The 12,661-nt window shown below is 72.0% G+C and carries 10 protein-coding genes; 8 read left to right on the forward strand and 2 right to left on the reverse strand.

From position 1 onward, the window contains the following. Positions 1-112: 112 nt before the first annotated feature. Genes AC067A_RS17895 through AC067A_RS17905 form a run of 3 tightly spaced genes read left to right on the forward strand, consistent with a single transcriptional unit; the run spans position 113 to position 3,107 of the window. Entirely contained in the window at positions 113-1,270 is a 1,158-nt protein-coding gene (locus AC067A_RS17895; RefSeq protein ID WP_189503789.1) for an acyl-CoA dehydrogenase family protein, read from the forward strand. Further along, entirely contained in the window at positions 1,271-2,140 is an 870-nt protein-coding gene (locus AC067A_RS17900) for an acyl-CoA thioesterase (protein WP_189503787.1), read from the forward strand. 22 nt (positions 2,141-2,162) lie between these two features. After that, complete coding sequence (locus AC067A_RS17905) at positions 2,163-3,107, forward strand: cation diffusion facilitator family transporter (RefSeq protein ID WP_479243406.1); 945 nt, start codon at positions 2,163-2,165, stop codon at positions 3,105-3,107. 15 nt (positions 3,108-3,122) lie between these two features. Here AC067A_RS17905 and AC067A_RS17910 read toward each other — a convergent pair whose 3' ends face one another. Then, a complete protein-coding gene (locus AC067A_RS17910) occupies positions 3,123-3,896 on the reverse strand; it encodes a phosphatase (RefSeq protein ID WP_479243407.1) in 774 nt (257 codons plus the stop codon). A 193-nt stretch (positions 3,897-4,089) separates the two neighbouring features. On the opposite strand from AC067A_RS17910, the gene AC067A_RS17915 reads away from it, so the two are divergent. Then, positions 4,090-5,775 (forward strand): hypothetical protein, encoded by a 1,686-nt coding sequence (locus AC067A_RS17915; protein ID WP_479243408.1) that lies wholly within the window; start codon positions 4,090-4,092, stop codon positions 5,773-5,775. A 33-nt stretch (positions 5,776-5,808) separates the two neighbouring features. Here AC067A_RS17915 and AC067A_RS17920 read toward each other — a convergent pair whose 3' ends face one another. Then, the gene (locus AC067A_RS17920; protein ID WP_479243409.1) at positions 5,809-6,417 is read right to left on the reverse strand and encodes an SACE_7040 family transcriptional regulator; all 609 of its coding nucleotides are present in this window, start codon (positions 6,415-6,417) and stop codon (positions 5,809-5,811) included. Positions 6,418-6,504: 87 nt separating this feature from the next. On the opposite strand from AC067A_RS17920, the gene AC067A_RS17925 reads away from it, so the two are divergent. Genes AC067A_RS17925 through AC067A_RS17940 form a run of 4 tightly spaced genes read left to right on the forward strand, consistent with a single transcriptional unit; the run spans position 6,505 to position 12,156 of the window. After that, on the forward strand, positions 6,505-8,112 hold the full coding sequence (locus AC067A_RS17925) for a carboxyl transferase domain-containing protein (protein ID WP_479243410.1): 1,608 nt from the start codon (positions 6,505-6,507) through the stop codon (positions 8,110-8,112). Positions 8,113-8,126: 14 nt separating this feature from the next. Beyond that, entirely contained in the window at positions 8,127-10,061 is a 1,935-nt protein-coding gene (locus AC067A_RS17930; protein ID WP_479243411.1) for an acetyl/propionyl/methylcrotonyl-CoA carboxylase subunit alpha, read from the forward strand. Beyond that, entirely contained in the window at positions 10,058-10,987 is a 930-nt protein-coding gene (locus tag AC067A_RS17935) for a hydroxymethylglutaryl-CoA lyase (protein WP_479243412.1), read from the forward strand. Before AC067A_RS17930 ends, AC067A_RS17935 begins: the two co-directional genes overlap by 4 nt. A gap of 8 nt (positions 10,988-10,995) precedes the next feature. Further along, entirely contained in the window at positions 10,996-12,156 is a 1,161-nt protein-coding gene (locus tag AC067A_RS17940) for an acyl-CoA dehydrogenase family protein (protein WP_402461535.1), read from the forward strand. Positions 12,157-12,661: the final 505 nt, after the last annotated feature.

Consider the following 12,661-nt stretch of genomic DNA (forward strand, 5'->3'; position numbering starts at 1 on the left):
GACAACCTTGGGCGCACAGATCTGGACAGCGCTATGAACCGATGGGTAACTTGACTGAGCAAGCGCTTAGGCATAGTGGGCCAAGGTGCCCAGGACTCCGAGGAGGCGGCTCGTGCGCCGTACCGTATTCAACGAGGACCACGAGGCGTTCCGGGAGACCATCCGCGCCTTCATCGAGGCCGAGGTCGCCCCTGTCTACGACGAGTGGTTCGCGGCGGGACAGGCGCCCCGCGACTTCTACTACAAGCTCGGCGAGCTGGGCATCTTCGGCATCAACGTGCCCGAGGAGTTCGGCGGCGCGGGCCTGGACACCCACAAGTTCGAGGCCGTCCTGTACGAGGAGACCTCGCGCGCGGGCGTGAACTTCGGCGGCTCCGGCGTGCATGTGCTGCTCGCCCTCCCCTACATCAAGATGCTCGCCACCGACGAGCAGAAGAAGCGCTACCTGCCGAAGTTCGTCTCCGGCGAGGAGATGTGGGCGCTGGCGATGACCGAGCCGGGCACCGGCTCCGACGTCGCGGGCATGAAGACCACCGCCAAGCTCTCCGAGGACGGCACGCACTACGTCCTCAACGGCTCCAAGACCTTCATCACCGGTGGCGTCCACGCCGACCGCGTGATCGTCTGCGCCCGCACGTCCGCCCCGACGGCCGAGGACCGCCGCCACGGCATCTCCCTCTTCGCCGTGGACACCAAGTCCGAGGGCTACTCCATCGGCCGCAAGCTGGACAAGCTCGGCCTGCGCACCTCCGACACCGCCGAGCTGGCGTTCGTCGACGTGAAGGTGCCGGTCGAGGACCTGCTCGGCGAGGAGAACAAGGGCTTCTACTACCTCGGGCACAACCTGGCCTCCGAGCGCTGGGGCATCGCCTTCGGCGCCTACGCCCAGGCCAAGGCCGCCGTCCGCTTCGCCCAGCAGTACGTCACGGACCGCACGGTCTTCGGCAAGCCGGTCGCGCACTTCCAGAACACCAAGTTCGAGCTGGCCGCCTGCCAGGCCGAGGTGGACGCGGCCGAGGCCGTCGCCGACCGCGCCCTGGAGGCCCTGGACGCGGGCGAGCTGACCCCGGCCGAGGCCGCGAGCGCCAAGCTCTTCTGCACCGAGGTCGCGCACCGCGTCATCGACCGCTGCCTCCAGCTGCACGGCGGCTACGGCTACATGAACGAGTACCCGATCGCCCGCCTGTACGCCGACAACCGCGTCAACCGCATCTACGGCGGCACCAGCGAGATCATGAAGTCGATCATCGCCAAGTCGATGGGCCTGTAAGTGCCCGACGGTCACACGGCTCTGGATGACCTGCTCGATCTGCTCGACCTCGAACAGATCGAGCGGGACATCTTCCGTGGCGAGTCCCGCTCCGCGATCGTCCCCCGCGTCTTCGGCGGCCAGGTGGCCGCCCAGGCGATGGTGGCGGCGGGGCGGACCGTCCCGGCGGACCGGCTCGCCCACTCGCTCCACGCGTACTTCCTGCGCGCCGGCGACCCGGGCGCGCCGATCGTCTACACGGTCGACCGCATCCGCGACGGCCGTTCCTTCACCACCCGGCGGGTCGTCGCCGTCCAGCACGGGCAGCCGATCTTCCACCTCTCGGCGTCCTTCCAGACGTACGAGGAGGGGCTCGACCACCAGGTCGACATGGCACCCGCCCCGGACCCGGAGTCGCTCCCCACGCCGGCCGAGATGCTCCCCCGCCACCTCCCCCGTGAGGTCGCGGACCGGCTGATCGAGGCCCGCGCCGCGGTCGACCTGCGCTATGCCGAGACGCCCCCGTGGGGGACGGTCGGCACCCCGCGCGAGCCCCGCTCCCAGGTCTGGTTCCGCACCAACGGCAAGCTGGCCGACGACCCCCTGCTGCACGTCGTCCTCGCCACGTACGTCTCCGACATGACCCTGCTCGACTCCGTCCTGCTCGCGCACGGACGCGGTGGCTGGGCCGTCGGCGACGTGGTCGGGGCCTCCCTCGACCACGCCATGTGGTTCCACCGGCCCTTCCGGGCCGACGAATGGCTCCTCTACGACCAGGAGTCGCCGACCGCGTCCGGCGGGCGCGGCCTCGGCCAGGCGCGGATATACACGCAGGACGGGCGGCTCGCGATCTCCGTCATCCAGGAGGGTGTCGTTCGCGTGCCGCGCTGATGATCGGACATACCGTCCGATCATGGCGGATGCGGACAACGGCGAAAGCACCTTCACGGTGATCGTGGCGGCGGCGGCGAACCTCGGGATCGCCGCCGCCAAAGCCGTCGCGGGGGTCGTCAGCGGGTCGAGCGCGATGCTCTCGGAGGCGGCCCACTCGCTCGCCGACACCGTCACCGAGGCCATGCTGCTCACCGCGCTCAAGCGCAGCGAGAAGCCCGCCGACGAGGACCATCCCGTCGGGTACGCGGGCGAGCGGTACGTGTGGGCGATGCTCGCGGCCGTCGCGACCTTCGTCGGCGGCGCGGTCTTCTCCGTCTACGACGGCATCCACACCCTCACCCACGGCGAGGAGCTCGGCGACCCGACGATCTCGTACGTCGTCCTCGGCGTCGCCTTCGTCCTGGAGGGGTTCTCCCTGCGGACCGGGATCAAGCAGGTCAAGGCCGAGGCGGAGCGGGTGAAGGCCCCCTTCGGCCGCTACCTCCGGCTGACCGCCGACACCACCGTCAAGGCGGTGGTCATGGAGGACTCCGCCGCCCTCGCCGGACTGATGCTGGCGGCGGGCGGTCTGCTCGGCGGCCAGATCACCGGCTCCGGCGTCTGGGACGGCGTCGCCTCGATCCTCATCGGCGTCCTGCTCGTGTACGTGGCCTGGGTCCTCGGCCGCTCCAACGCCGAACTCCTCATCGGCCGGCCGCTGCCCCGGCCCATGCGGGCGGCGGTCCGCGAGGAGCTGCTCGCCGTCCCGCACGTCGTGGACGTCCTCGACCTGACGACCCTGATCCAGGGGCCGTCCGAGGTCCTGGTCGCCGCGAAGGTCGACTTCCGGGACGTCGCCTCGGCGGAGCAGATCGAGTGGGCCTGCGAGGACGCCGAGGACCAGCTCCGCGAGCGCTTCCCGGCGATCCGCCGCGTGTACCTGGACCCGACACCGGGCCTGGGGCAGCGCCGGGCCCGGCCATGATCGGCCCGGCAGGCCCTAGGCGAGACCGGCCGCGTCCAGCGTGTACGCCGTCATCGGCTCGTAGTAGCGGGGGTCGAGCACGTGGTCGTCGAGCGGAATGGTGACCTGCATCGTGCCCTCGGCCTCACCGATGAACAGCGCGGGGTCGTTGCAGTCCGCGTAACCGACGGAGTCGATCCCGCGCTGGCCCGCCCGCCCGGCCCACCCGTGGTCCGCGATGACCAGGTCGGGCCGTCCGTCGTCGCCGAGGGCGTCCAGGACGGCGTTCATGGGCTCCGGCGAGTGCGTGTGCCAGAGGCTCGCGCCGCGTTCGAAGACGGCGACGTCGGCGAACTGGACGACGTACCCCTCGTCGGCGATCAGCCCGCCGGGGATGCGGACGATGTCGCAGCCCTGGGCGCGCAGTGCGGCGGCGACCCGGCTGTGGACGTCGATGAGCGCGCCGGGGTGGCCGGTCGCGAAGAGGACGCGTTCGCGGCCGGCGGCGGCCTTGCGGAGGCGGGCGGCCATCCGGTCGAGACCGTCGACGGTGAGTTCGGGGTCGATGGTGTCCTGGCCGACGCGGTGGGCCGGGTCGTCGATGACGCCGCAGCGCTCGGCCATCACGGCGAGCACGTCCTGCTCGTCGGTCCAGCGGTCGCCGAGCTCCAGGCCGAACCAGTAGTGCCGGTCGCCGTTGGCGAGCTTGCGGTAGTGGGAGAGGTTGTTGTCGCGCGGGGTGGCGACGTCTCCCGCGATCCGGGTGCGGACGAGGTGCTCGACGAGGGCGGGGCGACTGAGTATCGGCATGGGGCTCATTCTGTCCGAGTACGGGCCGTACGGGGCAACCGGTTCCGTCCCGTGGACCGGTGTGTCCTCCGGCCCGGAGGGAACTCCCGGCCGCCCGTCCCTGCCCCCCGTACTGCCCTTCGGTTCCTGGTTCCGCCGCCGCCTTCCGCGTTATCCAGGGGGAGCCCCTGCTTCCGCGCCGAAAGAGGCTCCCTTGCGCAGCGACGAGAACCCCGCGCCGACCAGGACCGGCCGCGGTCGCACGCCGGAGGACGCGCCCGCGGCCGGTGCGGACGCACGGCCGCCCCACGCCCTGCTCGCGCTTCAGCGCGCCGCCGGGAACGCCGCCGTCGTCGGGCTGCTCCGCGGGAGGGGGCACACATGGGCGCGCGAGCCCTCGCGGGAGGGCACCGGACACGCGCCGGCCACCGGTGACGTCCCGGTCCAGCGCCTGTGGAACGGGAGCCCGGGAAGCCTCGACACGGACGGCGACCTCTCCATGGGGACCCAGCAGTACGACTACGGCAGCCAGTCGAGCCAGGCCACCGTGAGCAGCCAGGCCTCGCAGCAGAGCGCCTCGTTCCCGTCCCTCGACCTGTACAACCTGAACTGGACCCCGCTTCAGCTGGGCAGGCCGAGTGCCGGGAGGGAGCTGCGCGAAGCCCAGGCGCGGGACATGGAGGCCCTCGACACCTTGGTGATCCCCGCCGCGTGCGAGGGCGCCCGTCCGTTCGTGCCCGAGGGCGCGGCCCATCCGGACGTCGTCCCCGCCGGCATCGAGACGATCACCGTGTACCGCGACGCGGGGTGGGCCCCGCCGCGGACGTCCTCGCGCGGCGGCGGTCTGCAGACCAACTACAACGCCGCCTACCACTCCGCGTACTTCAACTACCGGATCTCGCTCACCAACGACGCGACGTCCCCGACTCACGTCAACACGGGAGCGCTCTTCCCGGTCCTCACCCAGACCCCCCGGTCGAACGGACGCGGATCCCAGGGCAGGACGTACCTGTTCGAGCACCGGTGGACCCCCAATCCGCTGTACCCGTGGACACCCGGCACGAACGTGCCGGAGATCGCCGGGCGCCACGGACTCGACCCCGACGAGCAGCTCCGCCCGCAGGAGCAGGACGACTTCGACGCTCTTCCCACGGACCCCTCGCAGCCCTTCGTCTTCTACGTCGAGGCGGAGCGGGGCGACGACCGGTTCCTGAACGACGACCGGCGGTTCAGCACCGAGGACGCGTTCGACCGCGCGTACCTCATGGCCGGTCTGACCGGGTCGGCGCGCGAGCAGGTGCGCGTTTCGGAGCCGCCTCTCCACGATCGGCGCACGGCGGGGCGGAGCACCTCCCAGGCCATGGCGAACACCCAGGCACACCAGTGGATGGACGCGCAGGGGTCCATGGGGGGCGCTCCGGGCGTCCTCGCCAAGTACGAGTGGTGCCATCTGATCGGCGACGGCGACGGCGGGCCGAACATTCCGGAGAACCTCGTGATCGGCACCAACGCCGTGAACACCGAGCAGCTGGCCATGGAGATAGGCCTGCGCCGCTATGTGCGCCAGTTGCGCACGGAGGGCCACGCCATCGAGCTGCGGGTGCGGGCGACCATGCAGAACGCACCGGAGCAGTCGAATCCCGTCGCGCCGTCCATCCTGGGCGGCGCACCGCTGATGGCGGACTGGCTCAGTTACGAGATCAGCATCGTCAGCCCCCTGGAGCGCCACCTCGTGCACCGGCAGATCATGGACGCGCAGCGCGGAACGATCACGGAGTCCGAGTTCGCCTTCCTCCAGAACACCGTCGAGCTCGGGATCCGGGAGTTCATCGAGGAGGTGCTCGGGGCGGATGCCGAGAGCGAGCCCGAAACCGCCGTGGGCGCCGACGTCGAGCTGTGACCGGCCGCCGCGCCGGGCGGCCCGCCCGCGCCGCTACTCCCCCAGCGCCCCGAACGCCCCGTGGGCCAGTCGCCGCAGGAGGTCCTCCATGGGGCCGCGGCCGAGGGCGGCGAGGTGGGGGGTGGAGTTGAGGAGGCCGAAGACGGCGTGGACGGCGGTGCGGGCCTCGGATTCGGAGGCGTCGGGGTAGAGCTCGCGGACGGCGGCGACCCAGAGCTCCGCGTACTGGCGCTGGAGCTGGCGGACCCGCTTGCGGTCCTCGTCCCTGAGGCGGTCGAGCTCGCGGTCGTGGAGGGTGATGAGGGGGCGGTCGTCGAGGGCGAAGTCGATGTGGCCGTCGATGAGGGAGCGGAGGAGGGACCGGGGGTCTCCGCCGGCCTCGCCGACCCGGAGCCGGCCGCCGTCGAGGAGCCGCTCGCTGATGCCGACGAGGAGCTCGGCGAGCATCGCGTCCTTGCCGGGGAAGTGGCGGTAGAGGCCGGGGCCGCTGATGCCGACGGCGGCTCCTATCTCGTCCACGCCCACGCCGTGGAAGCCACGGGCCGCGAAGAGGCGGGCGGCCTCCTTGAGGATCTGCTCGCGCCGCGTCGGGGCATCGGTCCTGCCGGTGGCGATCGAGGTCGAGGCGGGGGTCGTGGTCATGGATTCGATTCTAGACAACCCCGTTAGCGGTCGTTAACCTGAGCGGCATACGTTAACGCTCATTAACCGAGCAAGGGAGCTCGAGGGATGCAGCAGGCACCTGTGCTGACGAGCGCGGCGGACCCCGCGTCCGCGGCCTGGCAGGCCAACGAGGCGGCCCATCACGAGCTGGCGGCGACCCTGCGCGCCAAGCTCGCGGCGGCCGCCCTGGGCGGCGGTGAGAAGTCCCGGGCGCGGCACACCGCGCGCGGGAAGCTGCTGCCGCGGGACCGGGTGGACACGCTCCTCGATCCGGGCTCGCCCTTCCTGGAGCTGGCCCCGCTCGCGGCCGACGGCATGTACGGCGACCAGGCCCCGGCGGCCGGCGTCATCGCGGGCATCGGGCGGGTCTCGGGCCGCGAGTGCGTGATCGTCGCCAACGACGCGACCGTCAAGGGCGGCACGTACTACCCCATGACGGTGAAGAAGCACCTCAGGGCGCAGGAGGTGGCGCTGGAGAATCGTCTCCCCTGCCTCTACCTGGTCGACTCGGGCGGCGCGTTCCTGCCGATGCAGGACGAGGTCTTCCCCGACCGGGAGCACTTCGGCCGGATCTTCTACAACCAGGCCCGGATGTCCGGTGCGGGCATCCCGCAGATCGCGGCCGTCCTCGGCTCCTGCACCGCGGGCGGCGCGTACGTCCCGGCGATGAGCGACGAGGCCGTGATCGTGCGGAACCAGGGCACGATCTTCCTCGGCGGTCCGCCGCTGGTGAAGGCGGCCACCGGCGAGGTCGTCACGGCGGAGGAGCTGGGCGGCGGCGAGGTCCACTCGCGGATCTCCGGCGTCACCGACCACCTGGCCGAGGACGACGCCCACGCGCTGCGGATCGTGCGGAACATCGTCGCCACCCTCCCCGAGCGCGGCGCGCTCCCCTGGTCGGTCGAGCCGGCCGAGGAGCCGAAGGTCGACCCGTACGGCCTGTACGGCGCGGTGCCGGTGGACTCCCGCACCCCGTACGACGTGCGCGAGGTGATCGCCCGGGTGGTCGACGGCTCCCGTTTCCAGGAGTTCAAGTCCGAGTACGGGCAGACGCTGATCACCGGCTTCGCCCGGATCCACGGTCACCCGGTCGGCATCGTCGCCAACAACGGCATCCTGTTCGCGGAGTCGGCGCAGAAGGGCGCGCACTTCATCGAGTTGTGCGACCAGCGCGGGATCCCGCTGGTGTTCCTGCAGAACATCACCGGGTTCATGGTCGGCAAGGCGTACGAGCACGGCGGCATCGCCAAGCACGGCGCCAAGATGGTCACGGCCGTCGCCACCACCCGGGTCCCGAAGCTGACGGTCGTCGTCGGCGGTTCGTACGGCGCGGGCAACTACTCGATGTGCGGCCGGGCCTACTCCCCCCGCTTCCTGTGGATGTGGCCCAACGCGAAGATCTCGGTCATGGGCGGCGAGCAGGCCGCGTCCGTCCTCGCGACCGTCAAGCGCGACCAGCTCGGCGACGAGTGGAGCGCGGAGGACGAGGAGGCCTTCAAGGCCCCGATCCGCGAGCAGTACGAGACGCAGGGCAACGCCTACTACGCGACCGCCCGGCTGTGGGACGACGGGGTGATCGACCCGCTGGAGACCCGGCAGGTCCTCGGCCTCGCCCTGACCGCCTGTGCCAACGCGCCGCTGGGTGACCCCCAGTTCGGCGTCTTCCGGATGTGAAGGGCCCCCAGAAGATGCAGAGCATGTTCGACACCGTCCTCGTGGCCAACCGGGGCGAGATCGCCGTCCGTGTCATCCGCACCCTGCGGGAGATGGGCGTGCGCTCGGTGGCCGTCTACAGCGACGCGGACGCCGACGCCCGGCACGTACGGGAGGCGGACACGGCGGTGCGGATCGGTCCGCCGCCGGCCGCCGAGTCCTACCTGTCCGTGCCGGCGCTGCTCGACGCGGCCGCCCGCACCGGCGCGCAGGCCGTCCACCCCGGCTACGGCTTCCTCGCCGAGAACGCCGCGTTCGCGCAGGCCTGCGCCGACGCCGGTCTCGTCTTCATCGGCCCCACGTCGGCCGCGATCTCCCTGATGGGCGACAAGATCCGCGCGAAGGAGACCGTGAAGGCGGCGGGCGTCCCCGTCGTCCCGGGCGCCGCCGACCCCGACCTCGAGGAGGCGGCCCGCGAGCTGGGCGCCCCCGTGCTCCTCAAGCCGAGCGCGGGCGGCGGCGGCAAGGGCATGCGGCTGGTCCGCGACCTGTCGACGCTGACGGACGAGATCGCGGCGGCCCGTCGCGAGGCCCGTTCGTCCTTCGGAGACGACACGCTCCTCGTGGAGCGCTGGATCGACCGTCCGCGCCACATCGAGATCCAGGTCCTCGCCGACACCCACGGCAACGTCGTGCACCTCGGCGAGCGCGAGTGCTCCCTCCAGCGCCGCCACCAGAAGATCATCGAGGAGGCGCCGAGCGTCCTCCTCACCCCGGAGATCCGGGCCTCGATGGGCGCGGCGGCGGTCGAGGCGGCCCGCTCCTGCGGCTATGTCGGCGCGGGCACGGTGGAGTTCATCGTGCCCGGCGGCGACCCGGCCTCGTACTACTTCATGGAGATGAACACCCGTCTCCAGGTCGAGCACCCGGTCACCGAACTGGTCACGGGCGTCGACCTGGTGGAGTGGCAGCTGCGGGTGGCGGCCGGCGAGGCGCTCCCCTTCGCCCAGGACGACATCCGCCTGGACGGCTGGGCGATCGAGGCCCGCATCTGCGCGGAGGACCCCTCCAGGGGCTTCCTCCCGTCGGGCGGCACGGTCCTGTCGCTGCACGAGCCGCAGGGCGACGGGGTCCGCACCGACTCGGGCCTGTCGGAGGGCACGGAGGTCTCGTCCCTCTACGACCCGATGCTCTCCAAGGTCATCGTCCACGCGCCGACCCGCGAGGCCGCCCTGCGCAGGCTGCGCGCGGCCCTCGCGGACACGGTCACCCTCGGCGTCCCGACGAACGCCGGCTTCTTGCGCCGTCTCCTCGCCCACCCCGACGTCGTCGCCGGCCGGCTGGACACCGGTCTGGTCGAGCGCGACGCGGACGGCCTGGTCCCGGCCGGCGTCCCGGACGAGGTGTACGCGGCGGCGGCCGCCGTGCGGGCCGCGGCGCTGGCCCCGGAGCCCCGGGAGGGCTGGACGGACCCGTTCTCGGTGCCGAACGGCTTCCGCCTCGGCGGCACGCCGAAGCCCCTCGCCTTCCCGTTCCGGGTGTCGGGACTCGAACCCGTGACGGTCGACGCCCCCGCCGCGGCCCGGGTCACGGACACCGCCGTGACCGTGACCGTGGAGGGGATCACCCACCGCTTCCGGCGCGCCGGGTCCTGGCTCGGCCGGGACGGCGACGCGTGGCACGTCCTCGACCACGACCCCGTCGAGGCCGCGCTCAGCGGGGCGCGGCACGGGGGCGCGGACACGCTCGCGGCGCCGATGCCGGGAACCGTGACCGTCGTGAAGGTGGCCGTCGGGGACGAGGTGGAGGCCGGGCAGAGCCTGCTGGTGGTCGAGGCGATGAAGATGGAGCACGTCATCTCCGCCCCGCACGCCGGAACCGTCACCGAGCTGGACGTCACGCCCGGCACCACCGTCGCCATGGACCAGATCCTGGCCGTGGTGGCACCCCGTGAGGAGGAGGACGCGTGAGCCTGCCGATGACCGTGAGGGACCCCGCGCTTCCCGCGCGGGTCCGGATCCACGAGGTCGGGGCCCGGGACGGGCTGCAGAACGAGAAGACGGCGGTCCCGACCGCCGTGAAGGCGGAGTTCGTGCGGCGGCTCGCCGCCGCGGGGCTCGGCACGATCGAGGCGACCAGCTTCGTGCACCCGAAGTGGGTGCCGCAGCTGGCCGACGCCGAGGAGTTGTTCCCGCAGATCCGCGACCTGCCCGTGCGCCTGCCCGTCCTCGTGCCGAACGAGCGCGGCCTCGACCGGGCCCTCTCGCTCGGCGCCCGCGAGGTCGCCGTGTTCGCCTCCGCGACCGAGTCCTTCGCGAAGGCCAACCTGAACCGGACCGTCGACGAGGCGCTCGCGATGTTCGCGCCGACCGTCACGCGGGCCATAGAGGCCGGGCTGAAGGTCCGCGGCTACCTCTCGATGTGCTTCGGCGACCCCTGGGAGGGGGCCGTCCCGGTCGAGCAGGTCGTCCGCGTCACCAAGGCGCTGGCCGACATGGGCTGCGACGAGCTGAGCCTCGGGGACACCATCGGCGTCGCCACCCCCGGTCACGTCCAGGCCCTGCTGACGGGGCTGAACGAGGCCGGCGTCCCCACCTCCCGTATCGCCGTGCACTTCCACGACACCTACGGGCAGGCCCTGTCCAACACCCTGGCCGCGCTGCGGCACGGGGTGACCACGGTCGACGCCTCCGCCGGCGGCCTCGGCGGCTGCCCGTACGCGAAGAGCGCGACCGGAAATCTCGCCACCGAGGACCTCGTGTGGATGCTCGACGGTCTCGGCATCGAGACCGGGGTCGATCTGGCCGCCCTCACCGCCACGAGCGGGTGGATGGCCGAACAACTGGGCCGCCCCAGCCCGTCCCGTACCGTCCGCGCCCTCTCCCACAAGGAGTGACGAAACCCATGTCCCTCGACCACCGGCTCACCGAAGAGCACGAGGAACTCCGCCGCACCGTCGAGGAGTTCGCGCACGACGTCGTCGCCCCGAAGATCGGCGACTACTACGAGCGGCACGAGTTCCCGTACGAGATCGTCCGCGAGATGGGCCGCATGGGCCTGTTCGGCCTCCCCTTCCCGGAGGAGTACGGCGGCATGGGCGGCGACTACCTCGCGCTCGGCATCGCCCTGGAGGAGCTGGCCCGGGTCGACTCCTCGGTGGCCATCACCCTGGAGGCCGGCGTCTCGCTGGGCGCGATGCCGGTGTTCCGCTTCGGCACGGAGGAGCAGAAGCGGGAGTGGCTGCCGAAGCTGTGCTCCGGCGAGGTCCTGGGCGCCTTCGGTCTCACCGAGCCCGGCGCGGGCTCGGACGCGGGCGGCACCCGCACGACCGCCGTGCGGGACGGCGACCAGTGGGTGATCAACGGCTCGAAGTGCTTCATCACCAACTCCGGTACGGACATCACGGGTCTGGTGACGGTCACCGCGGTCACCGGCCGCAAGCCCGACGGGCGCCCGCTGATCTCCTCGATCATCGTCCCCTCCGGCACCCCCGGCTTCACGGTCGCCGCCCCGTACTCCAAGGTCGGCTGGAACGCCTCGGACACCCGCGAGCTGTCCTTCGACGACGTCCGCGTCCCGGTGGAGAACCTCCTCGGCGAGGAGGGCCGCGGCTACGCGCAGTTCCTGCGGATCCTGGACGAGGGCCGGGTCGCGATCGCCGCGCTCGCGACGGGCCTCGCGCAGGGCTGCGTGGACGAGTCGGTGAAGTACGCGCACGAGCGCCACGCCTTCGGCCGGCCGATCGCCGACAACCAGGCCATCCAGTTCAAGATCGCCGACATGGAGACCAAGGCCCACATGGCCCGCATCGGCTGGCGGGACGCGGCCTCGCGCCTGGTCCTCGGCGAGTCCTTCAAGAAGGAGGCGGCCATCGCCAAGCTGTACTCCTCCACCGTCGCCGTCGACAACGCCCGTGACGCCACCCAGATCCACGGCGGCTACGGCTTCATGAACGAGTACCCGGTGGCCCGCATGTGGCGCGACTCCAAGATCCTGGAGATCGGCGAGGGCACCAGCGAGGTCCAGCGCATGCTGATCGCCCGCGAGTTGGGCCTGCCCGCCTGACCGGCGAGGAACCCCCTGGCGACCCCCGCGCCCGCCGCACCGGTTCCGGTGCGGCGGGCGCGGCGCGTTCCGGGGGCGGCGGACGCGGCGCGTTCCGGGCGTCGCTCGTCCGGCGCCTCCCGCGGGCCTCGGGCCTCGGGCGTGGGACGTGGGGCGTCACGCGTCGCGCGTCCGGAGCATCACGTCCGACGGCGAGGCCACGTCGGCCTTCCACCCGGACTTCGACGGCGACGGCAAGGCCGACGTGGGCGTCCTCTGCGACCACGGCTGGCACGAGCCGCACCGGCCTGGGGAAGTCCACGGGCACCGGCTTCACCGGCCCGGCGAAGCCGTGGGACGGCATGGGCTTCGGCAGCCGGAACCGGTTCTCCGGCGATCTCGTCCGCGCGCCGACAGCGCTCGTGGGGCCCGCCACCTCGGGGTGGCGGGCCTCACAGCCGTGTACGGCTCCCACCCTGTTGATCAGAATGAGGTTAGGCTAACCTACCTTTGATCTGCCCGGGCC

The organism is Streptomyces sp. NPDC043176, assembly GCF_056436715.1.

Bases quoted from the DNA above. Each gene is read 5' to 3' on its own strand.
- AC067A_RS17905 (WP_479243406.1), top strand. From the start codon at position 2,163: ATGGCGGATGCGGACAACGGCGAAAGCACCTTCACGGTGATCGTGGCG.
- AC067A_RS17910 (WP_479243407.1), bottom strand. From the start codon at position 3,896: ATGCCGATACTCAGTCGCCCCGCCCTCGTCGAGCACCTCGTCCGCACC.
- AC067A_RS17920 (WP_479243409.1), bottom strand. From the start codon at position 6,417: ATGACCACGACCCCCGCCTCGACCTCGATCGCCACCGGCAGGACCGAT.
- AC067A_RS17925 (WP_479243410.1), top strand. From the start codon at position 6,505: ATGCAGCAGGCACCTGTGCTGACGAGCGCGGCGGACCCCGCGTCCGCG.
- AC067A_RS17930 (WP_479243411.1), top strand. From the start codon at position 8,127: ATGCAGAGCATGTTCGACACCGTCCTCGTGGCCAACCGGGGCGAGATC.
- AC067A_RS17940 (WP_402461535.1), top strand. From the start codon at position 10,996: ATGTCCCTCGACCACCGGCTCACCGAAGAGCACGAGGAACTCCGCCGC.